At 62.4% G+C, this 22,723-nt stretch carries 21 protein-coding genes; 1 reads left to right on the plus strand and 20 read right to left on the minus strand.

What is annotated here, in order from left to right; all coding sequences use genetic code 11:
* Window positions 1-47 precede the first annotated feature (47 nt).
* A complete protein-coding gene (locus SX1_RS15010) occupies window positions 48-1,229 on the minus strand; it encodes a hypothetical protein (RefSeq protein ID WP_017184586.1) in 1,182 nt (393 codons plus the stop codon).
* Between the two features lie 90 nt (window positions 1,230-1,319).
* On the minus strand, window positions 1,320-1,622 hold the full coding sequence (locus SX1_RS15015; RefSeq protein ID WP_019053658.1) for a hypothetical protein: 303 nt from the start codon (window positions 1,620-1,622) through the stop codon (window positions 1,320-1,322).
* A gap of 81 nt (window positions 1,623-1,703) precedes the next feature.
* On the opposite strand from SX1_RS15015, the gene SX1_RS15020 reads away from it, so the two are divergent.
* Window positions 1,704-4,376: a coiled-coil domain-containing protein gene (locus tag SX1_RS15020; protein ID WP_019053659.1), complete on the plus strand. Its 2,673-nt coding sequence runs from the start codon at window positions 1,704-1,706 to the stop codon at window positions 4,374-4,376.
* 66 nt (window positions 4,377-4,442) lie between these two features.
* Here SX1_RS15020 and SX1_RS15025 read toward each other — a convergent pair whose 3' ends face one another.
* The 18 genes from SX1_RS15025 to SX1_RS15115 form a co-directional block, all read right to left on the minus strand.
* Complete coding sequence (locus tag SX1_RS15025; protein WP_017184589.1) at window positions 4,443-4,712, minus strand: DUF1467 family protein; 270 nt, start codon at window positions 4,710-4,712, stop codon at window positions 4,443-4,445.
* A 9-nt stretch (window positions 4,713-4,721) separates the two neighbouring features.
* Window positions 4,722-6,359: a ribonuclease J gene (locus SX1_RS15030; protein ID WP_017184590.1), complete on the minus strand. Its 1,638-nt coding sequence runs from the start codon at window positions 6,357-6,359 to the stop codon at window positions 4,722-4,724.
* Window positions 6,359-7,138, minus strand: coding sequence for a type III pantothenate kinase (locus SX1_RS15035; RefSeq protein WP_017184591.1), 780 nt, complete (start codon window positions 7,136-7,138; stop codon window positions 6,359-6,361). Before SX1_RS15035 ends, SX1_RS15030 begins: the two co-directional genes overlap by 1 nt.
* A 14-nt stretch (window positions 7,139-7,152) precedes the next feature.
* Window positions 7,153-7,857 (minus strand): biotin--[acetyl-CoA-carboxylase] ligase, encoded by a 705-nt coding sequence (locus tag SX1_RS15040; protein WP_081609966.1) that lies wholly within the window; start codon window positions 7,855-7,857, stop codon window positions 7,153-7,155.
* On the minus strand, window positions 7,854-9,290 hold the full coding sequence (gene nuoN / locus SX1_RS15045) for an NADH-quinone oxidoreductase subunit NuoN (protein ID WP_019053661.1): 1,437 nt from the start codon (window positions 9,288-9,290) through the stop codon (window positions 7,854-7,856). Before nuoN ends, SX1_RS15040 begins: the two co-directional genes overlap by 4 nt.
* Window positions 9,290-10,855: an NADH-quinone oxidoreductase subunit M gene (locus tag SX1_RS15050; RefSeq protein ID WP_019053662.1), complete on the minus strand. Its 1,566-nt coding sequence runs from the start codon at window positions 10,853-10,855 to the stop codon at window positions 9,290-9,292. The genes nuoN and SX1_RS15050 overlap by 1 nt, the downstream gene beginning before the upstream one ends.
* Window positions 10,855-12,948: an NADH-quinone oxidoreductase subunit L gene (gene nuoL / locus SX1_RS15055; RefSeq protein WP_019053663.1), complete on the minus strand. Its 2,094-nt coding sequence runs from the start codon at window positions 12,946-12,948 to the stop codon at window positions 10,855-10,857. Before nuoL ends, SX1_RS15050 begins: the two co-directional genes overlap by 1 nt.
* Window positions 12,949-12,958: 10 nt before the next feature.
* Window positions 12,959-13,264 carry an NADH-quinone oxidoreductase subunit NuoK gene (nuoK, locus tag SX1_RS15060; protein WP_004211745.1) on the minus strand — a complete coding sequence of 102 codons (306 nt, stop codon included), beginning with the start codon at window positions 13,262-13,264 and terminating at the stop codon, window positions 12,959-12,961.
* Window positions 13,261-13,872: an NADH-quinone oxidoreductase subunit J gene (locus SX1_RS15065; RefSeq protein WP_019053665.1), complete on the minus strand. Its 612-nt coding sequence runs from the start codon at window positions 13,870-13,872 to the stop codon at window positions 13,261-13,263. The genes nuoK and SX1_RS15065 overlap by 4 nt, the downstream gene beginning before the upstream one ends.
* A gap of 136 nt (window positions 13,873-14,008) precedes the next feature.
* Entirely contained in the window at window positions 14,009-14,494 is a 486-nt protein-coding gene (gene nuoI / locus SX1_RS15070) for an NADH-quinone oxidoreductase subunit NuoI (protein ID WP_017184597.1), read from the minus strand.
* On the minus strand, window positions 14,491-15,540 hold the full coding sequence (gene nuoH / locus SX1_RS15075) for an NADH-quinone oxidoreductase subunit NuoH (protein WP_017184598.1): 1,050 nt from the start codon (window positions 15,538-15,540) through the stop codon (window positions 14,491-14,493). Before nuoH ends, nuoI begins: the two co-directional genes overlap by 4 nt.
* A 43-nt stretch (window positions 15,541-15,583) precedes the next feature.
* Window positions 15,584-17,590 (minus strand): NADH-quinone oxidoreductase subunit NuoG, encoded by a 2,007-nt coding sequence (nuoG, locus tag SX1_RS15080; protein WP_019053666.1) that lies wholly within the window; start codon window positions 17,588-17,590, stop codon window positions 15,584-15,586.
* 2 nt (window positions 17,591-17,592) lie between these two features.
* Window positions 17,593-18,924 (minus strand): NADH-quinone oxidoreductase subunit NuoF, encoded by a 1,332-nt coding sequence (gene nuoF, locus SX1_RS15085; RefSeq protein WP_019053667.1) that lies wholly within the window; start codon window positions 18,922-18,924, stop codon window positions 17,593-17,595.
* Window positions 18,921-19,589, minus strand: coding sequence for a complex I 24 kDa subunit family protein (locus tag SX1_RS15090; protein ID WP_017184601.1), 669 nt, complete (start codon window positions 19,587-19,589; stop codon window positions 18,921-18,923). Before SX1_RS15090 ends, nuoF begins: the two co-directional genes overlap by 4 nt.
* Window positions 19,589-20,824: an NADH-quinone oxidoreductase subunit D gene (locus tag SX1_RS15095; protein WP_019053668.1), complete on the minus strand. Its 1,236-nt coding sequence runs from the start codon at window positions 20,822-20,824 to the stop codon at window positions 19,589-19,591. Before SX1_RS15095 ends, SX1_RS15090 begins: the two co-directional genes overlap by 1 nt.
* Before the next feature lie 126 nt (window positions 20,825-20,950).
* Complete coding sequence (locus SX1_RS15105) at window positions 20,951-21,754, minus strand: NADH-quinone oxidoreductase subunit C (RefSeq protein ID WP_019053669.1); 804 nt, start codon at window positions 21,752-21,754, stop codon at window positions 20,951-20,953.
* Window position 21,755: 1 nt separating this feature from the next.
* Window positions 21,756-22,310 carry a NuoB/complex I 20 kDa subunit family protein gene (locus SX1_RS15110; protein WP_026002669.1) on the minus strand — a complete coding sequence of 185 codons (555 nt, stop codon included), beginning with the start codon at window positions 22,308-22,310 and terminating at the stop codon, window positions 21,756-21,758.
* The gene (locus SX1_RS15115; protein ID WP_019053670.1) at window positions 22,301-22,675 is read right to left on the minus strand and encodes an NADH-quinone oxidoreductase subunit A; all 375 of its coding nucleotides are present in this window, start codon (window positions 22,673-22,675) and stop codon (window positions 22,301-22,303) included. The genes SX1_RS15110 and SX1_RS15115 overlap by 10 nt, the downstream gene beginning before the upstream one ends.
* Window positions 22,676-22,723 lie beyond the last annotated feature (48 nt).

The raw sequence follows: 22,723 nt of genomic DNA on the forward strand, positions 1-22,723 counted from the left end.
ATAGCCCGACGTCCTTAAAATGCACTAAACCCTGCTGTCGAAATATATCAGTCGCGCGGGCGCAATATGATCGCACCAGCCGACGCGATCAGCGCCAGCATTGCCACCCTGATACCCTGCGCCAGCATGCCCACCAATCCGGCGAGCATCAGCATGAGCAGCACGGTGCCGGGCGTAACGATCATCCATGGCCGGGCGCCGCCGGTACGCCGCCAGCGATCCGCCACCAATATGATCGCCAGCAGCAGCGCCAGATCGGCGGCCATCGTGCTGCTGCCCGCCAACACGATGCCGGTCAGCGCCAGTAATGGCGTGACAAATGCCAGCCAGCCCGTCGGCGCCGGTCGCAGCGCCAGTTCCTCCAGACGATCGGCAATTTCCGCCAGTAACAGCGCGCCCAGCAGCAGCGCGAACCCGGTCAGCGTCCATAACAGCTCGACCGGCACCAGCGCGATCGCGGCCAGCGCGATGGCGGCGATCCGCACCTGCATTGCGGGAACCTGCATGCGCATCAGGGCCGGACTGATCATCCGGGCCAGCGGCGAAAGCAGATAATGTTCAACGCCACCCCGCGCCCGCGCCGACGAAGCGCCTGCCGCCGTGACCGCCTGCGCCACCAGATCGGCCTGCTGCTGGGTCTCGATCAGCGCGACGCGCCCTTCGAGCAGATCATCCTGCGCCACGGTGACGCGGCGCGCGCCCTTCTGCACCGCTGCCCGTACCAGCGTGAGCGACAAATCCCAGTCGCCGATCATGTCGAGCGTGCCGAACAATAAGGTCGGACTGATTCGCGCCAGCCCGGCCCAGCGCTGTCCCGCGTCGATCCGTTCGAACGGGGTACTGGCGCGGCTGTCATCCGTGACCAGCAGGGCATTGCCCTCAGCGCTCGCCATCGCCTCGAAATGGGTCTGCGACACGATCGCCCCGTCGGCCACCAGCAGGACGTCGGCATCGCGCGGCGCATCCCGCACCATCGACACCATATCGCGCACCAGTGCGACCGCGATCCCGTCGGCGCTCAGCCGATCGACCGCCTGCGACAGGGCGGGGGTGATCACGCTCACCAATATCATGATTCGATCCGCACCGGCCTGCGCCGCTTGCCGTGCCTGATATTCGACCAGCGTCTGTCCGGCAAAATACAGACTCGCGCGCTGACCAACGGTCGTCTGGCCACCAGACGAATCGCCCGAAGCCCGGCTGGCGCTGAGAATAGCCGCGAAACTCATATCGTTATGGTATCGACCCGATTGTTGTGCAGCGGGCCTTGTCGCAAGGCTGGCGGCTTCGCGCAAGCGCAGCCGTACCGATGCTTCAATTCAGGTCTGTTGCAGCACCGCCAGCGCAGCGCGCAACCGGCGCAGCACGCGCGGATCGCCCGGTGCGGCCTCTGCTGCCTCATCGGCCAGCGCCATCAGTGCGGTAAGCCCGAAGCTGGCCGCCAACCCTTTCAGCCGCCATGCCGCCAATTCCCAATTGGCGTCGCACCGCGCCCGCCCCAGCAGATCGATCTGCCGCTCGGCACTTTCCATGAAGGCCACGCGCAGGTCCGCGATCAGGGCGCTGTCATCGCCGACGGCTGCGGATAAAGCTGCATGAAGGGCGCCGGGATCATAGGACATAGAGACAGACGCTATCTGGCTTGCGTTAAGTTTTGGTAACAGGGCATTTGCGCGGACGGAAAAGCTGCTAGGATGCACGACATGACAGGGGGCAGCACAATCGTCGAGTTCTGGCGCGACGAATCAAGCGCAGCTAGCGACGCGTCGCAGGCGGATGACATTTTGCTTTTGAAACAGGCGTCTCTCAACATCGACGAAGATGATTCGGATGATGGCGCGGGCGATGGCTGGGTCAAACGCATACGCGTGGGCTTGAGCCTGCTCGCGATCGGCTGGGTCGGCTTTGCCGGCTGGGCGATTTTCGCGACGGGCGACCTGCCCGGCGGCCCCTTGTTCTGGGCCAATGCCATCGCCACGCTGGTCGTCCCGCTCATCCTGCTGGGCCTCGCCTATCTGCTGTTGATGCGCAACAGCCGCGCCGAATCGCGCCGCTATCTCGACACTGCCCGCGCCCTGCGGACCGAAGCCGATCTGCTTGAACTGCGACTGGGACGGATCGCCACCCAGCTGGAAACCGCCCGTCAGTCGATGCAGCAGCAGGCCGAATTGCTCGACAGCTATGGCGCTGCGGCCAGCAGCAATATGGAGGCGTCCGCCGAACTGATCGCCAGCCGGTCCCAAGCAACGGTCGATCGCGCCGAATCGGCCGAGCGGGCAAGTGCTGCGCTGGTCGCCAAGATGGACTCGTTGATCGCCACGATCCCCGAACTGGAGGACCGCACCGGCCGGATGGCGGCGCAGATCATGGACAACGGCCATGCGCTGGCAGAACGAATCGACACATTGGAAGCGCGGCTTCACGCCCTGGCCGAATTGTCCGACGACGCCCGTGCCCGCACCCTGTCCGCGACCAAGAGCCTGTCGAGCCAGCTGACGCAGCTTCAGGAATCGACCCGCGCCGCCAATGAGGAAGTGACGGGCATGGCGGAAATCGCCGCCGGACGGATCGATGCGACTGCCCAGAGCGCGCGGCAGGCGATGGACCGGACCCGTCAGGATGTGGAAATTCAGGCAGCCGCTCTCGCGACGCTGATCGAAACCGCCGAAACCGGCATCGCCAGCACCAGCGACACTGTACGCGCGGCCCTGATCGAGGATCTTGACCGGGCGCAGGCCGACCTGACCGCACGCCTCGACGCTGCCTTGCGCAGCGTGCGCGCGACGATGGCAACGACCGACGAAGGCCTTTCGCGCCGCGCCGAACATCTCGAAGCGCTGGTCGCGGCGGCGCAATCGGGCATCGGTGACGTCAGCGAAACGACCCTGGCCACCTTGACGCGGGACATGGACGCGATCGAGAAGGATCTGCGCGAACGGCTCGACACCGCGCTGGCCCGCGCGCAGGAAGCATTGGCGCTGACCGAGGGCAATTTGTCGACCCAGTCGGCCGCGCTGGAATCTCTGGTCACCCGCTCACGCGACAGCCTCGACGCCATCGGCAGCGAGACGGTCACGGGTCTGGCCAACACGATCGGCGACGTGGAAAACCGCCTGCACCAGATGAACGAGGTCATGGCCGGGCAACATAGCCTGATGGCTGGTATCCAGTCGGGGCTGGACGAAACGATCACATCGACCCAGAATCGCTTTGCGACTCTGGAGGAAGTCGCGCTCGCCCGGAGCGAGAGGCTGACCGAAGCGCTTACGCGCCTGACCGCCGAAACCCAGCGCATCGACGGCGCATTGGCCAACGGAGGCGTGACCGCCGAAAAGCTGATCGGTTGTGCCGAAACCCTTCTCGTCGCCCTCGATTCGGGCGTGCGCGAACTGGACGAGACCTATCCCGCGGCACTGGAGCGGTTCGACGCCCGCTTGGAACAAAGCCGCGCTCTGCTGGGCCACACGACGCCCGAAATGGAGCGACTGGAAGCCATATCGCAGGCATTGGTCGGCCGGGCGGAAGAGGCCGAATCGATGCTGCGCGGCCAGGGCAGTCGCCTGACCGAATGGCTGGAAAGCACGCAGGGCGGGCTGGAGGCCAATCGCAATCTGGTCGAACGGCTGCGCGTCGCACTGGACGGCGCCCATCAGGATGCGACCCGCATCACAGAAGGCGCCGGACCCTTGCTCGTCACCGCGTTGCTGCGCGTCAAGGATACGGCCGATCAGGCCGCCGAGCGTGCGCGTCAGGCGCTGGGCCGGACCATTCCCGAAGCCGCGCAGGCTCTGGCCGACGCCAGTGAACAGGCGATGCAGAACGCGATTGGAGACAAGGTCGCGGCGCAGATCGAACAGGTTGCGCGCGTCGCCGAAGAAGCCGTCAATGCCGCGCATCACGCGTCCGAGCGCCTGACGCGCCAGTTGCTGACCATCGCCGACACCAGCGCCAATGTCGAACAGCGTATCGAGGAAGCGGAACGGGCGGCGGAAAATCGCGACCGCGACCATTTTGCCCGTCGCTCCGCGCTGCTGATCGAATCGCTCAACAGCACCGCGATCGACGTCGCCAAGATCCTGTCGAACGACGTCACCGATTCAAGCTGGTCGGCCTATCTGAAGGGCGATCGCGGCGTATTCACCCGGCGCGCAGTCAAGCTGCTGGACGCAGGGGAATCGCGCGAGATTGCTCTCCATTACGACAATGACGCGGAATTCCGCGATCATGTGAACCGCTACATCCATGATTTTGAAGGCATGCTGCGGATCATCCTGTCGGCGCGTGACGGCAACGCGCTGGGCGTCGCCATTCTCTCGTCCGACATGGGCAAGCTCTATGTCGCGCTGGCGCAGGCGATCGAGCGGCTGCGCCAGTAACGGACGCGCGCCGATTGATCCCGGCGCGCGCTTCGACATCAGGATCGGGGCTTAATCCCCAAACCGTCAATTCTGGTGGGTATAGCCTGGCAGCATGTCCAGCGTGATCCAGCCCTGCACATAATTGGCGTAATAGAGACCGAACAGCAGTCCTGACAGAATGGTCGCGCGAAGCACCACCACGCCGGGCCTGAAATTGCTGGGCGCGCTATCCGCCTGCCCCTTGAGCAACTGCTCGCCCGTCTCGTCGGGCGTGCGGATGCCAAAGGGCAGCATGATGAACGCGCTGATCACCCAGAACAGCACATAGATGGCGAAGATGGCGTAAAGATTCATACGGGCGATTTAGGCCCGAATGAGCAACACGTCCACAATCGGTTTTTTGCCGGTCCAGCGCGTCGCCGCGCGGCGTACGGCCAGGCGGATACGCTCACGCACCGCCTCTTCCTCATGCGATCCCTTGGCAATCACGTCCGCAGCATCATCCGCCGCTTCGGCCAGGAAGTCCGCCTTGTCCTCTTCCACCGGAACGCCCTGCGTCCGCAGCGTCGGTCGACCAATCAGCCTTCCTTTGGCATCGAGCGCGACGGCTACACTGATCTGGCCATGCAGACCCAGCTTGCGCCGCTCGTTCATGGTCGCACCTTCCGCTGGCAGGATGACGTCGCCATCCAGCACCAGTCGACCGACCTCTTCCCGCCCAATGATCGCCGGTGCGCCCGGCGCCAGCCGCAGCAGATCACCATTGGACTGCACCACCGCATTGGGGATGCCCGTCGCCAGGCCAAGCCGCGCCTGTTCGGCCATATGCCGTCGTTCGCCATGGACCGGCAGCAATATTTCGGGCCGTATCCAGCGATACATGGCTTCCAGTTCAGGACGCCCCGGATGTCCCGACACATGGACTTCGGCCTGCCGGTCCGTCACCATCACGATATTTTTCGCCGCAAGCGCGTTCTGGATGCGCCCGATCGCGATTTCATTGCCGGGGATCTGCTTGGACGAAAAGACGACCAGGTCACCGTCGGTCAGCTTGATCGGATGGCTGTCGAATGCGATGCGCGCAAGTGCGGCGCGTGCCTCCCCCTGACCGCCGGTGGCGATGATCATCACCTCATCGCGCGGCAGTTTCATCGCATCGTCCCAGTCGACCGTCGGCGGAAAATCCTTGAGATAGCCGCTGGCCTTGGCCATGCCGATGATCCGGTCGAGCGAGCGGCCCGCGACGCACACCTTGCGCCCCATCGCCGTCGCCACTTCGCCCAGCGTCTGAACGCGCGCGGCATTGGACGCAAAGGTGGTGACGAGCACCCGCCCCCTGGCCCCCTCTATCGCCTGCATCAGCCCTTCGCGGACATCGCCTTCGGAACCGCTGGCCTTGTCATTGAACACATTGGTGCTGTCGCATACCAGCGCCAGCACGCCCTGATCGCCCACCGCCGTCAACTGTTCCGGGGTCGAGGGGACGCCGAGCAGCGGCTGATCGTCCAGCTTCCAGTCGCCGGTATGGAATATGCGGCCATAGGGCGTATCGATGACCAGCGCATTGCCTTCCGGGATGGAATGCGCCAGCGGCATGTAACGGAAGCCGAACGGCCCCAGTTCGAAGCTGCCTTCATTGGGAATGACGTGAAGCTTGACCTCCTTGGTCAGCCCCTCTTCCTCCAGCTTCAGGCGGATAAGGCCGGCGGTAAACGGCGTCGCATAGAGCGGCACGCCCAGGTCGGCCGCCAGATAGGGGATCGCGCCGATATGGTCCTCATGCCCGTGGGTCAGCACGATGCCGAGCAGATCCTTGCGCCGTTCCTCGATAAAGCTGAGGTCCGGCAGCACCAGTTCGATGCCCGGATAATTGGGATCGCCAAAGGTCATGCCGAGATCGACCATCACCCATTTGCCCTGGCATCCATATAGATTGACGTTCATGCCAATCTCGCCCGACCCGCCCAGGGCCAGGAAGAGCAGCTCATCTTTGGGTTTCATTACGCTTGTAAACTCCGTTCGTGCATCAGCGCGAGGCCCTGAACCGTCAGGTCCGGCGCGATCGCATCGAAAATATCGCTATTGTCATTGAAGAGGACCGCCAGGCCCCCTGTCGAAATCACTCTGGTCGGGCGGCCGATTTCGGCCCTCATCCGGGCGACCAGCCCTTCCATCATGGCTACATAGCCCCAAAATACACCAATATGCATCTGCGCTTCGGTCGTGCGACCGATGACCGATCGATTTTCCGGCGGCGCGATCGCGATCTTGGGCAGCTTCGCCGCCGCGGCGACCAACGCATCGAGCGACAGGTTGATCCCCGGCGCGATGATCCCGCCCTTATAGGCGCCGCTATAATCGACAACGTCGAATGTCGTCGCGGTGCCAAAATCGATGACGATCAGGTCGCCTGCATAAAGATGGTGCGCGGCAATGGCGTTTACAACCCGGTCAGCGCCCACCGATCCCGGTTCGGCCACGTCCAGTTCGATGCCCCAATCAACCGGCGGCTGTCCCGCAACCAGAGGAGTCGTCTTGAAATATTTTTCCGCCAGCACCTGCAAATTATGCAGCGCGCGCGGCACGACCGTCGCGATGATCACGGCATGGACGTCCGTGATCTTATAGCCTTCCAGCATCAGCAACTGGTTGAGCCACACCGCATATTCGTCCGCCGTACGGCGCGGATCGGTCGCGATCCGCCAGCGCGCGCGAATGTCCCGCCCTTCGAGTAGCGCGAAAACCACATTGGTGTTACCCGCGTCGATCGCGAGGAGCATGGCCGGTCCTTGGTTCAGGTGAGAAATATGTCGCCCGCGTGAATGGCACGGCTGTGTCCGTTCGCCAAGCGCAGGATCAACATGCCCTGCTGGTCGAGCGTATCAAATGCCCCCTCGACGCTCTCGCCATCGGCTTGAACCACCCGCATGGGCGTGCCGGTCGGGTGTGCGTTCAACAGCCAGTGCGTCCGCACCGGGTCCAGCCCCTGCGCGCGCCAGATCGCAAGCCAATGGGCGAACAGTTGCGCCAGTCGCTCCATCAGCGCACCAGCGTCAGCATCCTTGGCGCCCTGCGCCAAAAGGCTGGTGACCGGACGATCCAGCCCGCGGGGATAATCGGTGACATTGATGCCGATCCCCACGACGATCGCATCACCGGCCCGCTCCAGCAAAATGCCAGCGATCTTTGCGCCATCGACCAATATGTCATTGGGCCATTTGATCCGCGCCTGCCCTGCGCAGAGTGGCGCGACAAGCGCGTGAACTGCATTGGCCGCGACCAGCGCCAGCGTATGCGGCATGGGGTCACTCGCGCGCAGCCGGACCAATGCGGAACAATAGAGATTGCCAACCGGGCTTTCCCAGCCCCGGCCCATCCGTCCCTTGCCGCCCGTCTGCCGCCCCGCGCGCAGCCAGATGCCGTCCGGCGCGCCCTGCTCCGCCAATGCCAGCATATCGGCATTGGTGGAGCCGGTCTCCGCGACGAAGCGAATGGTCAGAACAGGGACGCCGCAGCGGCGGCGCTCGCCTGATCCAGTAGGGGGTTGAGCAGATAGCCCATGACGATGACCACGGCGCAGGCAGTCAGGACGATATTTTCAACTGCCCCGCCCTTCGCCTCATAGGCGCCGGTCGGCTCATCGAAATAGATCGTCTTGATGATCTTGAGATAATAGAAAGCGCCAATCACCGACGCTGCGATGCCGAACGCCGCCAGCGCGGTCAGACCAGACGCCACCGCCGCATCGAACACCAGGAACTTGGCCCAGAAACCGAACAGCGGCGGAATACCGGCCATGGAGAACATGAAGATCGCAAATCCGGCCGCCAGCCCTTTGCGCGACTGCGACAGCCCCGCGAGGCTGGCGATCGTCTCGACCGGCTTGCCGTCGGCGTCGCGCATCTGAAGGATGCAGGCGAACGCGCCAATCGTCATCACGACATAGATCGCCATATAGCTCATGGTCGCGGCAACACCTGCGGGCGTCCCAGCGGCCAGGCCGATCAAGGCGAAGCCCACATTGTTGATCGAGGAATAGGCCATCAGCCGCTTGATATTGCTCTGGCCGATTGCCGCGACCGCGCCGAACAGGATGGAAGCGAGCGCGACGAAGATCACGATCTGCTGCCAGTCCATACCCGCCGGGCCCAGCGCCTCGATCGCGACGCGGACGGTCAGGCCCATGGCCGCAACCTTGGGCGCGCTGGCAAAGAAGGTCGTCACCGGCGTTGGCGCGCCTTCATAGACGTCCGGGGTCCACATATGGAACGGCACGGCGCTGATCTTGAACGCGAGACCCGCCAGCACGAACACCAGGCCGAACAATTCGCCCTTGCCCACGCCATCGCCCAGCGCAACGGCAATGCCATCAAACGCGGTGCTGCCGGTAAAACCATAGAGCAGCGAGATACCATAGAGCAGGATACCGCTGGCCAGCGAACCCAGCACGAAATATTTAAGGCCCGCTTCGGACGAACGCCCGTCCTGCCGCATGAAGCTCGCAAGAACATAGGAGGCCAGGCTGTTCATTTCGAGGCCGACATAAAGAGTCAGCATGTCGCCCGCCGACACCATCATGCCCATGCCGATCGCGGCAAACAGGATCAGGATCGGATATTCAGGCCGCAGCGCGCTGTCGGTAGAAAAGAAGCGCGGCGCAAGCAGGATAGCCACGGCGGCCGCCGCGTAGATCAGCGCCTTGGCATAGACGGAGAAAGCATCGGCACGGACCAGGCCGTCAAATGCATCCGGCCCATGGGCGATCGTGCTGGACAGCGCCACACCCGCAACGATCAGCGTCAGCACTGACAATGCGTTGACAATCCGTGCGGTGCCATCGCCGCCAAAAGCAGCCACCATCAGCAGGATCAGGCCGCCGGCCGTCAAAATCAGTTCCGGCAGGACTGCCAGAAGGGAAGCGGAGTCGATCATCAGTGCGCCTCCCCGTGCGCAGGAGCTTCTTCGTGATGGGCACCTTCATGCGCTTCGCCCGCAGGCTTGGGCGCACCCATCTTGATCTTGGAATCACCGGCCGGCGCGGCTGGCGCCAGGCGGGCTTCGAGTGCGTGAATATCCGGGCGCATGGGCTTGAGGAAGCTTTCGGGATAGACCCCCATCCACAGCACCACGGCAGCGATCGGCGCAAGCAGCCAGATTTCGCGACCCGACAGGTCCGGCATCGCGGCGGCATCGGCATTGACCTGCTCGCCGTAGCAGATGCGGCGATAGAGGTAGAGCATATAGGCCGCGCCCAGGATGATACCCGTGGTGCAGATCAGCGCCACCCAGCTCGATGCCTGATAGATGCCCATCAGCGACAGAAATTCGCCGACGAAGTTGGACGTGCCGGGCAGGCCCACCGATGCCATGGTAAAGAACAGGAACAGCATGGCGTAGCGCGGCATGTTGATTGACAGGCCACCGTAACGGGCAATCTCGCGCGTGTGCAGCCGGTCGTAGATGACGCCTACGCACAGGAACAGCGCGCCCGCGACCAGACCATGGCCCAGCATCACCATCATCGCGCCTTCGATGCCCGCCTGATTGAAGGCGAACAGGCCGACCGTGACGATCGCCATATGCGCGACGGACGAATAGGCGATCAGCTTCTTCATGTCCGACTGAACAAGCGCGACGAGCGAGGTGTAAACCACCGCGACCATCGACAGACCCCAGACCAGCGGCGCAAGCTGCGCCGAGGCTTCGGGGAACATCGGCAGCGAAAAGCGGATGAAGCCGTATCCGCCCATCTTCAGCAGCACGCCTGCCAGAATGACGGAACCGGCCGTCGGCGCCTGAACGTGCGCGTCGGGCAGCCAGGTGTGGACCGGCCACATCGGCATCTTGACCGCGAAGCTGGCGAAGAAAGCCAGGAACAGCCAGGTCTGGATATGCGGATCGAAATTATACGCCATCAGCACGGGGATGTCGGTCGTGCCTGCTTCATGCACCATCCACATCATCGCGATCAGCATCAGCACCGATCCGAACAATGTGTAGAGGAAGAATTTATAGCTGGCGTAAATCCGGTCAGCACCGCCCCAGATGCCGATGATCAGATACATCGGGATCAGGCCGGCTTCGAACATGATGTAGAAAAGATAGAGATCCTGCGCCGTAAAGACGCCGATCATCAGCACCTCCATGAACAGGAAGGCCGCCATATATTCGCCCACGCGCTTTTCAATCGCGTTCCAGCTGGCGCCGATGCAGATCGGCATCAGGAACACCGTCAGCGCAATCAGCATCAGGGCAATGCCGTCAATACCCAGCGCCCAGGCGAATTTGCCGAAGATCGGCGCATATTCCTGAAACTGCCATTGCGCGCCGCTGCCCGACTGGTCGAACTGCGCCCACAGGGCCATGCCCAGGACGAAATCGACCAGAGTGGCGATCAATGCGATCCAGCGCGCGCTGTTCGCGCCGACGAACAGACAGGCGATGGCCCCCGCCATCGGCACTGCCATCATCAGGGAAAGGATGGGGAAGCCGTCCATTATCGTGTCATCGCCCAAGTTGCGGCAGCGGCGAGGCCAATCAGCATCACCAGCGCGTAGGTGTAGAGGTAGCCGGACTGGAGCCGACGGGTCACTTTATTGCCCTGCACGACCAGGGCGGCCAGGCCATTGGGTCCGAACCGGTCGATAAAACCGATGTCCCCGAACTTCCAGAAGAAGCGGCCGATGGCGAAGGCAGGCTTGACGAACAGGAAGGTATACAGCTCGTCAAAATACCATTTGTTGAGCAGGAAGGTGTAGAGTCCACCAAAGGTCGCGACGAAGCGCTGCGGCCAGTCGGTGTTCCTGATATAGCTGAGATAGGCAATCAGCAACCCGGTCAGCATCACCGTGAACGGCGAGAATTTGACCCATGTGGGCACTTCATGCGCCGCGTGCATCAGATGACTGTCGAACGACAATGCGCCCTTCCAGAATTCGATGCCGCCCTCTGCCCCGATAAACTGATCGTGGAACAGGAAGCCCGCAAACACTGCGCCAAGGCTGAGCATGATCAGCGGGATCAGCATTACCAGCGGGCTTTCATGCGGATGATAGCCGCCCGTGCCGGCGGGAAGTTCATGTGCGCCTGCCTCAGCCGCATGCGGATCATGGCCAGCATCTTCCTGGGCCGGTGCGTTGTCATGCGCCGATCCATGGCCGTGGGTTGCATGATCGTCATGGCCATGCGCGTCATGCAGCGCATGCTGGATATGCTCGGACTGGTTCCAGCGCGGCTTGCCGAAGAAGGTCAGGAACACCAGACGCCAGCTATAGAAGCTGGTCAGCAGCGCGGCCAATACGCCGACGATGAACGCGCCGGTGCCAGCTCCGCCCGCAGCATAGGCCGCCTCCAGAATGCCGTCCTTGGAATAGAAACCGGCAAAGCCAACGCCGACGAGTGGCAGGCCAACGCCCGTGATGGCCAGCGTACCGAGCGTCATCGTCCAGAAGGTGATGGGAATGCTTTTCCGCAGGCCGCCATAATAACGCATGTCCTGTTCATGATGCATCGCATGGATGACCGAACCGGCCCCCAGGAACAGCAGCGCCTTGAAGAAGGCATGGGTGAACAGGTGGAACATCGCCGCACCATAGGCGCCAACGCCCGCTGCAAAGAACATATAGCCCAGCTGCGAACAGGTCGAATAGGCGATGACGCGCTTGATGTCGGTCTGCACCGTGCCCACGGTCGCCGCGAACAGGCAGGTCGCTGCGCCGACATAGGTTACCACGGTTAGCGCCGTCGCTGACGTCTCGAACATCGGCGACAGGCGGCACACCATGAACACGCCCGCCGTCACCATGGTCGCGGCGTGGATCAGCGCCGACACGGGGGTCGGGCCTTCCATCGCGTCCGGCAGCCAGGTGTGAAGGCCTAGCTGCGCCGACTTGCCCATGGCGCCGACGAACAGCAGCAGGCACAGCACCGTCATCGTGTCGAAACGATGGCCCAGGAAGCCGATGGTCGATCCCGCCATCGACGGGGCCATTTCCAGAATTTCGGGGATCGATATGGTGTTGAACACCAGATAAGTCCCGAAAATCCCCATCATGAAGCCAAGATCGCCTACGCGGTTGACCACGAACGCCTTGATCGCGGCGGCATTGGCCGACGGCTTGCGGAACCAGAAACCGATGAGCAGGTAGGAAGCGAGGCCCACCCCTTCCCAGCCGAAGAACATCTGGAGCAGGTTGTTGGCCGTCACCAGCATCAGCATCGCGAAGGTGAAGAGCGAGAGATAGGCGAAGAAGCGCGGCTGATCCGGCTCCTCTTCCATATAGCCCCAGCTGTAGAGGTGGACGAGGCTGGACACGCTGGTGATCACCACCAGCATCACCGCCGTCATCGCATCGACCCGCAAGGCCCATTGCGCGTCAAAGCTGCCCGACTGGATCCAGGTGAACAGCGGCGTCACATGCGCTTCGGCACTGCCGGTCAGGAAGCTGATGAAGATCGGCCAGGACATGGCGCAGCTGGCGAACAGCGCGCCCGTGGTGACGATCTTGGCGGGCAGCTTGCCCAGCGCCTTGTTGCCAAGGCCCGCAATGGCAGCGGCCAGCAGCGGAAGAAGAACGATAAGCTGGATCATGAGTTCAGGCTCAGCCCTTCATCCGGTTGACATCGTCGACGGCGATGGTGCCGCGACCACGGAAGTAAATGACGAGGATGGCAAGGCCGATGGCCGCCTCACCCGCCGCGACGGTCAGCACGAACATGCTGAACACCTGCCCGACCAGATCGCCCAGAAAGGCGCTGAAAGCGACAAGGTTGATGTTCACGCTCAAAAGGATCAGCTCGATCGCCATCAGGATGATGATGACATTCTTGCGATTGATGAAGATGCCCAGCACCCCCATCACGAACAGGATGGCGCTGACCACCATATAATGTTGAAGGCCGATCACAGCTCCACCCCCTGCCCTGCGGGCTGATTGATATTGCGGACCGCATCCTGCGGACGGCGACGATTCTGCCTGGCGATATTCTGGCCCTTCACCCCGCCGCGTGCCCGATGGGTCAGGACGATCGCACCGATCATCGCAACCAGCAGGACGATGCCTGCCGCTTCGAACAGGAAGATATAGCGGGTGTAAAGCAGCGCACCGATCGCCTTGATGTTCGATTCGTCCGGCGTGGCCGGCGCCGCGCGCTGCGCCAGTTCAATCGGACCGGCGCTCCACAGGCCAATGCCCAGCACGATTTCCGCCAGCAGCACCAGCGCGATCAGCAGGCCGAACGGCAGATAGCTCACAAAACCGGCGCGCAGTTCGGCAAAGTCGATGTCCAGCATCATGACGACGAACAGGAACAGGACCGCGACCGCGCCGACATAGACGATGACCAGCAGCATCGCGATGAATTCTGCACCCAGCAGGATCATCAGACCCGCCGCGTTGAAGAAGGCCAGGATCAGCCAAAGCACCGAATGGACCGGGTTGCGCGACAATATGGTCAGCGCACCGCTGGACACCACCAGGATCGCGAACAGGTAAAAGGCTAAGACGTGGATCACAGGATGGCCCCCGGAAACCGTTCGGGCCGAGCGAAGTCGAAGCCTTCCACTGAACGAAGTGAAGTGACTTCGCGGCGCTCAGTCGAGCCCTTCGACAAGCTCAAGGCGAACGGGTTTGAGTTAGACACGGCGCGCATTACCGATAAGGCGCATCGGCGGCAAGGTTCGCGGCGATCGCGCGTTCCCACTTGTCACCATTTTCAAGAAGCTTGGCCTTGTCGTAGATCAGCTCCTCGCGCGTTTCGGTCGCGAATTCGAAGTTCGGCCCTTCCACGACCGCATCCACCGGGCAGGCTTCCTGGCAGAAACCGCAATAGATGCATTTGGTCATGTCGATGTCGTAGCGCGTCGTGCGGCGGCTGCCATCCTCGCGCGGCTGCGCCTCGATGGTGATCGCCTGCGCCGGACACACCGCCTCGCACAGCTTGCACGCGATGCAACGCTCTTCCCCGTTGGGGTAGCGACGCAGCGCATGTTCACCCCGGAACCGCGGCGAAATCGGGTTCTTCTCATAGGGATAGTTGATCGTCGCCTTGGGCTTGAAAAAATATTTCAAGGTCAGCCAGTGCGCCTTCACAAACTCCCAGAGGGTGAAAGACTTGACGTAATATCCGAGGCTCATTGTGCGCCTCCATAGCGCGTCAGCATGAGGAAGCCCGACACCAGAAAGACGAAGAAGAGCGAGGTTGGCAGGAAGATTTTCCAGCCCAGCCGCATCAACTGGTCATAACGGTAGCGGGGCACCGTCGCCTTTACCCAGGAAAAGACGAAGAAGAAGAAGAGGATCTTGGCGAACAGCCAGATGATCCCCGGCACCATGTAGAGCGGCGCCCAGTCGAGCGGCGGCAGATAGCCACCCCAGAACAGGATCGCGTTCAGCGCGCACATCAGGATGACGTTGGCATATTCGCCGAGCCAGTAGAGCGCGAAGGCCATCGACGAATATTCGGTCTGATAGCCCGCGACCAGCTCGCTTTCCGCTTCGGTCAGATCGAACGGCGCGCGCGCCGTTTCCGCCATGGCGGAAATCAGGAACATGATCGCCATGGGGAAGAGCAGCGGGTTGAAGCCGTTGCCGTTGAGGAAGCCGTAATAGCCCTTCTGGCTCTCCACGATCGCGGTCAGGTTGAAACTGCCGGCCCACAGCACAACGCTGATCAGGATGAAGCCGATCGAGACTTCATAGCTGATCATCTGCGCGCTGGCGCGGATCGCGGAATAGAAGGGATATTTGGAGTTGGACGCCCAGCCCGCCAGCACGATGCCATAGACGCCAAGCGACGAAATCGCGAGAATGTAGAGCAGGCCGACATTGATGTCCGCCAACACGACGCCAACATCAAACGGCACCACTGCCCAGGCAAGCAACGCGACCGTGAAGGTGATGATCGGCGCAATGATGAACAGCGCCTTGTTCGCCGCCGACGGGATGATCGTTTCCTGCAGGAACACCTTGGCCCCGTCCGCAAAGGACTGAAGCAGGCCGAAGGGGCCAACCACGTTCGGCCCGCGCCGCAGCGCCATCGCCGCCCAGATCTTGCGATCGGCATAGATGATCATCGCCACCGCCAGCATCAGCGGCAGGGCAATGACGAGGATGCCGATAATGGTCGACAGGAACCAGGCGCCTTCAAACGGCAGGCCCAGATTTTGGAAGAAAGCGGTCACTTCGCGCCCCCGGCGTTAACAGAGCGAACACGGATGAGGTGCATCATTCCGCCGCCTCCGCAAATTCAACGCCATGGACCAGTTCGGCCGAGCATTGCTGCATCGTCGGGCTGGCGCGGCAGATGGCGTTGGTCAGGTAGAAATCCTTGATCGGCGAAGCCAGTTCGCCGGTCGCGCCGGTCGGCAGCTTGGGGATCGACCAGCCATAATCGGCCAGTCCCTCGATACCCAGAGCAGGCACGGCCTTGACCATCTCGGCGCGCAACTGTTCGAAGCTGTCGAACGGCAGCGTTGCACCCATGACGTCCGACAGGGCGCGCAGGATCGACCAGTCCTCACGGGCGTCACCCGGTGCGAACACAGCCTTTTCGCCCCGCTGCACCCGGCCTTCCAGATTGACATAGGTGCCCGCCTTTTCGGCATAGCTTGCGCCCGGCAGGATCACGTCCGCCGCATGCGCGCCCTTGTCGCCATGGTGGCCGACATAGACTTTGAAGCTGCCCTCGAAGGCGGCATAATCCACCTCGTCCGCGCCCAGCGAGAAAAGCAGCTTGGGCTTGGCAGCCGCCACTGCCTTGATCCCGCCAGCCGTCGCATAGCCGAGCATCAGCCCGCCCATCCGCGCCGCCGCGAAATGCAGGACGTTATAGCCGTTCCAGCCGTCTTTGATCAGACCCAGCGTCTCGACCAGCGCCAGCGTGTCACCATGTGCGCCATCCTTGGCCAGCACGCCGCCGCCCACGATCACCGCGGGCCGCGCTGCCTTGCCGAATGCCTCGACCACCGCTTCCGGCAGCTTGGCGAGCAGCGACGCATCATTGCCCAGCCACTCGACCTTGTAGGTCAGGTCGAACTCAGGCCCGATGCCGAAAACCTTGGCGCCCTTCTTGATCGCCTTGCGCAGCCGCGTGTTCACCAGCGGCGCTTCCCAGCGCAGATTGGTGCCGACCAGCAGGATAACGTCCGCCGTTTCCAGATCCGCCAGCGGCGTGTTGAACACGACCGACGACAGGCTCGACACGTCATAGGCGAGGCCGGTCTGACGCCCTTCGAGCATCGTCCCACCCAGCTTCTCGACCAGCGCCTTGCCCGCGAACATCGTCTCGCAGTCAAGCAGGTCGCCCGCGACCGCCGCGACGCTGCCACCATGCTGGACCGCCGCGATCGCCGCAAAAGCCTCCGCCCAGGTCGCCGGGACCAGCTTGCCGTCCTTGCGGACATAAGGCTTGTCGAGCCGCTTGCGCACCAGACCATCGACATTGTGCCGCGTCTTGTCGCTGGCCCATTCCTCATTCACATCGTCATTGATGCGCGGCACGGCGCGCAGCACCTGACGGCCCCGGCTGTCGAGACGGATGTTGGTGCCAACGGCATCCATCACGTCGATCGCATGGGTCTTTTTCAGCTCCCATGGCCGCGCTTCGAATGCATAGGGCTTGGCGGTCAGCGCACCGACCGGGCACAGGTCCACCACATTGCCGGACAGCTCGCTCTTGGCGGCATGTTCCAGATAGGTGGTGATCTGCATATTTTCGCCGCGATAGATGGCGCCGATTTCCGGCACGCCCGCGACTTCCTCGGCAAAGCGCACGCAACGGGTGCACTGGATGCAGCGGGTCATGACCGTCTTGACGATCGGACCCATATATTTCTCGGTCACCGCGCGCTTGTTTTCGTCATAGCGCGACGCACCGCGGCCATAGGCGACCGACTGGTCCTGCAAATCGCATTCGCCGCCCTGGTCGCAAATCGGGCAGTCGAGCGGATGGTTGATGAGCAGGAACTCCATCACCCCTTCACGCGCCTTCTTGACCATTTCGCTGTCGGTGCGGATCTCCTGACCCTCGGCAGCGGGCAGCGCGCAGGATGCCTGCGGCTTGGGCGGTCCGGGCTTCACCTCGACCAGGCACATGCGGCAATTGCCCGCAATGGACAGCCGCTCATGATAGCAGAAGCGCGGAATTTCCTTCCCCGCCAACTCGCACGCCTGCAAGACAGTCGCGCCTGCCGGGACGTCCAATTCTACGCCGTCAACTTTGACCTTAGGCATGATTACTCCGCTGCCTCCATCACAGGCGCGCCACGCTCGTTGATGCGGCGTTCGATTTCGGGCCGGAAATGCCGGATCAGCCCCTGGATCGGCCAGGCCGCCGCGTCACCGAGCGCGCAGATGGTGTGGCCTTCGACCTGCTTGGTCACCTGATGCAGCATATCGATTTCGGACAGGTCGGCGTCGCCGGTGCGCAGCCGTTCCATCACGCGCCACATCCAGCCCGTGCCTTCGCGGCATGGCGTGCACTGGCCGCAGCTTTCATGCTTGTAGAAATAGCTGAGGCGGCTGATGGCCCGCACGATGTCGGTGGACTTGTCCATGACGATGACGGCGGCGGTGCCAAGACCGGAGCCGAGCGCCTTCAGCCCGTCAAAATCCATCGGTGCGTCCATGATCTCCTTCGCAGGGACCAGCGGGACCGACGAACCGCCCGGAATGACCGCCAACAGATTGTCCCAGCCGCCCCGGATGCCACCGCAATGTCGATCGATCAGTTCACGGAACGGGATCGACATCGATTCCTCGACGACGCAGGGCTTGTTCACATGGCCGCTGATCTGGAACAGCTTGGTGCCGCGATTGCCTTCGCGACCGAAGCGATTGAACCAGGACGCACCACGCCGCAGGATCGTCGGGCTGACCGCGATGCTCTCGACATTGTTGACCGTGGTCGGACAACCATAGAGGCCAGCGCCCGCCGGGAAAGGCGGTTTCAGGCGTGGCTGGCCCTTTTTCCCCTCAAGGCTTTCGATCTGTGCGGTTTCCTCGCCGCAGATATAGGCGCCCGCGCCGCGATGGACGAACACGTCGAAATCATAGCCGGAACCGCAGGCGTTCTTGCCCAGGAAACCCTTGGCATAAGCCTGCTCCACGGCGGCGAACAGCACCTTTGCCTCGTAAATGAACTCGCCGCGAATGTAGATATAGGCGGCGCGGGCGCGCATCGCGAACCCGGCGACGAGCGCACCCTCGATCAGCTTGTGCGGATCGTGGCGGATGATCTCGCGGTCCTTGCAGGAACCCGGCTCGGATTCATCCGCGTTGATGACGAGGAAGCTCGGACGGCCATCCTTGCTTTCCTTGGGCATGAAGCTCCACTTCATGCCGGTCGGGAAGCCCGCGCCGCCACGGCCACGCAGGTTCGACGCCTTGATGATGTCGATGATCGCGTCCTGGCCCAGCGCCAGCAGCGCCTTGGTATTGTCCCAATCGCCACGCTTCATCGCGGCGTCGATACCCCAGTCCTGAAAACCATGGACGTTGGTGAAAATGCGATCGCTGTCGGCAAGCGGGCCGACAAACGGGGCCGGTGCGGCAGGTGCGTCGGTCATGCCCAATCCCCCCGATAATCGTGATTTTCGGACACCATCTCCTTGAGCGTGGTCGGGCCACCCTCCGGCGCGCTGGTCTGGCGATCAATCTGCGGCCCGATCTTGGGTTGGCCGCCCGCGCTAAGCGTCTCCAGCACGGCGCTCATGCTGTCATAGGTCAGGTCTTCGTAATTATCGTCGTTGATCTGCACCATCGGCGCATTGGCGCACGCGCCAAGGCACTCGACTTCGGTCAGCGTGAACAGGCCGTCGGGCGTCGTCGCGCCCTTGACCAGACCCTTGTTCTTGCAGGCCGCGAACACATCGTCGGAGCCGCGCAGCATGCAGGGCGTCGTGCCGCACACCTGCACATGATAACGGCCAACCGGCGCCAGATTGTACATGGTGTAGAAGGTCGCGACCTCATAGACCCGCATATAGGGCATATCGAGCTGACGCCCGATATATTCCATCACCGGCACGGGCAGCCAGCCCTGGGTCTGCGTTTCCGCCCCCACCTGCCGCTGCGCCAGATCGAGCAGCGGCATGACAGCGGATTGCTGCCGACCGGCCGGATAGCGGGCGATGATCTTCTCCGCCTGCGCGGCATTCTCCGCCGTCCACGCAAAAGCGCCCCAGCGCGCGCGGGTTTCAGCTTCATCGGGGATATGAGGTGCGTCAGCCATTATCGGTCACATTCTCCGAACACGATGTCCATCGCACCCAGCACAGCGGTTGTGTCGGCCAGCATGTGGCCTTTCATCATGAAGTCCATCGCCTGCAAATGCGAGAAGGCGGTTGGGCGGATCTTGCAGCGATAGGGCTTGTTAGTGCCGTCCGCGACCAGATAGACGCCGAATTCGCCCTTGGGGCTTTCGGTCGCCACATAGACTTCACCGGCGGGCACATGGAAGCCTTCGGTATAAAGTTTGAAGTGGTGGATCAACGCTTCCATCGACCGCTTCATCTCGCCGCGCTTGGGCGGCACGACCTTGCGGTCGAAGCTGGCGATCGGCCCTTCGGGCATCTCATTGAGGCACTGCTTCATGATCCGCGCCGACTGGCGGACTTCCTCGACACGCACCATGAACCGATCATAGCAGTCATAATTGGTGCCGACCGGCACGTCGAAGTCCATGCGGTCATAGACGTCATAGGGCTGCGACTTGCGGATGTCCCAGGGAATGCCGGAGCCACGGATCATGGGACCGGAGAAGCCCCATTTCAGCGCGTCTTCCTTGCTGACCACGGCGATGTCGACATTGCGCTGCTTGAAGATGCGGTTGTCCGCGACAAGGCTGATCGCATCCTCGAACAGACGCGGCAGGCGCGTGTCGAGCCAGTCGGCAATATCGGTCAAAAGCTTCAGTGGCACATCCTGATGCACGCCGCCCGGACGGAAGTATGCGCTGTGCATGCGCGCGCCCGACGCCCGCTCGAAAAAGTTGAGGCAATCCTCGCGAATTTCGAACAGCCACAGGTTGGGCGTCATCGCGCCCACGTCCATGACGTGCGAACCCAGGTTGAGCATATGATTGCAGATGCGCGTCAGTTCCGCGAAGAACACGCGCAGATATTGCGCGCGCAGCGGCACTTCCAGGTTCAGCAGCTTCTCGACCGCCAGGACATAGCTATGCTCCATGCCCAGCGGCGAACAATAATCGAGCCGGTCGAAATAGGGCAAAGCCTGCAAATAGGTCTTATATTCGATCAGCTTTTCCGTGCCGCGATGCAGCAGGCCGACATGGGGATCGCAGCGTTCGACGATCTCGCCTTCCAGTTCCATGACGAGGCGGAGAACGCCGTGCGCCGCGGGATGCTGGGGACCGAAATTGATCGTGTAATTCTGGATTTCCGTGTCGCCATAGGCCGGATCGGCGGCGTCGGTATGGTGGTCCAGCTTTTCGAGATAATCAGCCATGATCCGCCTCCATAATCCGTTCGGGCTGAGCGAAGTCGAAGCCCTCGCCTGAACGAAGTGAAGGGGCTTCGACAAGCTCAGCCGACCCCTTCGACAAGCTCAGGGCGAACGGAGGTTGGTTGACACTCATGCCTTGTCCTCCGGCTTGGCGGCGCCCTTGCCTTCATCGGTCTGCGCGGCTGGCTTGGCCGGCGCTTCCTCCGACTTGGCCTGCGCCGCCTTGTTCGCCGCTTCGCCAGCGCCGGTATCGGCCTTCTTTTCGGTGGTCTTGGGCGTGGACGTCGGCGGAGGGGTTGGCGTCGGCGCGCCGGGCGCTTCGCCCTTCGCCTTCTCGTCGCCCGGCAGAATATATTCCGCGCCTTCCCAGGGCGACATGAAGTCGAAGCTGCGGAAGTCCTGCGCCAGCTTCACCGGCTCATAGACGACGCGCTTATCCTCTTCGGAATAGCGCAATTCGACATAGCCGGTCAGCGGGAAGTCCTTGCGTTGGGGATGCCCCTTGAAACCATAGTCCGTCAGGATGCGACGCAGGTCGGTATTGCCCTCGAACACCACGCCATACATGTCGAACACTTCGCGCTCCAGCCAGCCCGCGACCGGCCAGATATGCGTGACGGTCGGCACCGGCTTGTCCTCGTCCGTCGACACCTTCACGCGGATGCGGTGGTTCCGCGTCACGCTCAGCAGGTGATAGGCGACCTCAAACCGTTCGGGGCGATCGGGATAATCGACCCCGGCAATCTCCATCAGCTGCTGATATTGCGCACGGTCACGCAGCAACGTCATCGCCTGCGACAGCGCTTCACGCTGCACGATGAAGCCCAGTTCGTCGGCATGGTCGACCGTCTCGATCAGCATCGAACCGAGGATCGCCTCGATTTCCTGCACGATCCCTTCGATGGTCGCGATTTTCGGTGCGGAATGACCCATCTTAACGCTCAATCGTCCCGATCCTGCGGATTTTGCGCTGCAACTGCATCACGCCATAGAGCAGCGCTTCGGCAGTCGGCGGGCAACCCGGCACATAGATGTCGACCGGCACGATCCGGTCGCAACCACGCACTACCGAATAGCTATAATGATAATAGCCACCGCCATTGGCGCAGGAGCCCATGGAAATCACATATTTCGGTTCAGACATCTGGTCGTAAACCTTGCGCAACGCTGGAGCCATCTTGTTGCACAGCGTGCCCGCGACGATCATCACGTCGCTCTGGCGCGGGGACGCACGCGGCGCGGCCCCGAAACGCTCCATATCGTAGCGCGGCATGTTAACGTGAATCATCTCGACCGCGCAGCAGGCGAGGCCAAAGGTCATCCACCACAGCGACCCGGTGCGCGCCCAGGTGAACAGATCTTCGGTCGATGTGACCAGGAAACCCTTGTCATTCACTTCGCTGTTGAGCGAATTGAAGAAGTCCTGATCGGGCTGAGTCCCGACGGGCGGCAAGGTGCCGGGCGCCGGGCTATAGAGTTCTACTCCCAATCGAGCGCTCCCTTCTTCCACGCATAGACGAGGCCGAGCACCAGCTCCGCTATGAAAATCATCATCGTCGCCCAGCCGGCCCAGCCGATCTGGTCCAGGCTTACCGACCAGGGAAACAGGAACGCCGCTTCAAGATCGAAGATGATGAAGAGGATCGCCACCAGATAGAAGCGGACGTCAAACTGGCTGCGCGGTTCCTCGAACGCGGGAAAACCGCATTCATATTCGCTGAGCTTGGCCGGGTTCGGCTTGTACGCGCCGGTCAGGCGACCCACCAGCATCGGCAGAAAGACGAATGCGCTGGAGAGCAGCAGCGCGACCCCAAGAAAGATCAGGATCGGCAGATATTGGGCAAGATCGACCAACGTTATCCCCTGGGCGAAAAGGTTGTGGGGGCGCTTTAGGCCTGCTGC

It is taken from the genome of Sphingobium xenophagum NBRC 107872, from assembly GCF_000367345.1.
Classification (GTDB): Bacteria; Pseudomonadota; Alphaproteobacteria; order Sphingomonadales; family Sphingomonadaceae; genus Sphingobium; species Sphingobium xenophagum.

Bases quoted from the DNA above. Each gene is read 5' to 3' on its own strand.
- SX1_RS15105 (WP_019053669.1), bottom strand. From the start codon at position 21,754: ATGGGTCATTCCGCACCGAAAATCGCGACCATCGAAGGGATCGTGCAG.
- SX1_RS15050 (WP_019053662.1), bottom strand. From the start codon at position 10,855: ATGGACGGCTTCCCCATCCTTTCCCTGATGATGGCAGTGCCGATGGCG.
- SX1_RS15025 (WP_017184589.1), bottom strand. From the start codon at position 4,712: ATGAATCTTTACGCCATCTTCGCCATCTATGTGCTGTTCTGGGTGATC.
- SX1_RS15010 (WP_017184586.1), bottom strand. From the start codon at position 1,229: ATGAGTTTCGCGGCTATTCTCAGCGCCAGCCGGGCTTCGGGCGATTCG.
- SX1_RS15090 (WP_017184601.1), bottom strand. From the start codon at position 19,589: ATGGCTGACGCACCTCATATCCCCGATGAAGCTGAAACCCGCGCGCGC.
- nuoI (WP_017184597.1), bottom strand. From the start codon at position 14,494: ATGAGCCTCGGATATTACGTCAAGTCTTTCACCCTCTGGGAGTTTGTG.
- SX1_RS15020 (WP_019053659.1), top strand. From the start codon at position 1,704: ATGACAGGGGGCAGCACAATCGTCGAGTTCTGGCGCGACGAATCAAGC.
- SX1_RS15035 (WP_017184591.1), bottom strand. From the start codon at position 7,138: ATGCTCCTCGCGATCGACGCGGGTAACACCAATGTGGTTTTCGCGCTA.
- nuoG (WP_019053666.1), bottom strand. From the start codon at position 17,590: ATGCCTAAGGTCAAAGTTGACGGCGTAGAATTGGACGTCCCGGCAGGC.
- nuoN (WP_019053661.1), bottom strand. From the start codon at position 9,290: ATGATCGACTCCGCTTCCCTTCTGGCAGTCCTGCCGGAACTGATTTTG.
- SX1_RS15015 (WP_019053658.1), bottom strand. From the start codon at position 1,622: ATGTCCTATGATCCCGGCGCCCTTCATGCAGCTTTATCCGCAGCCGTC.
- SX1_RS15030 (WP_017184590.1), bottom strand. From the start codon at position 6,359: ATGAAACCCAAAGATGAGCTGCTCTTCCTGGCCCTGGGCGGGTCGGGC.
- nuoF (WP_019053667.1), bottom strand. From the start codon at position 18,924: ATGACCGACGCACCTGCCGCACCGGCCCCGTTTGTCGGCCCGCTTGCC.
- SX1_RS15095 (WP_019053668.1), bottom strand. From the start codon at position 20,824: ATGGCTGATTATCTCGAAAAGCTGGACCACCATACCGACGCCGCCGAT.
- nuoL (WP_019053663.1), bottom strand. From the start codon at position 12,948: ATGATCCAGCTTATCGTTCTTCTTCCGCTGCTGGCCGCTGCCATTGCG.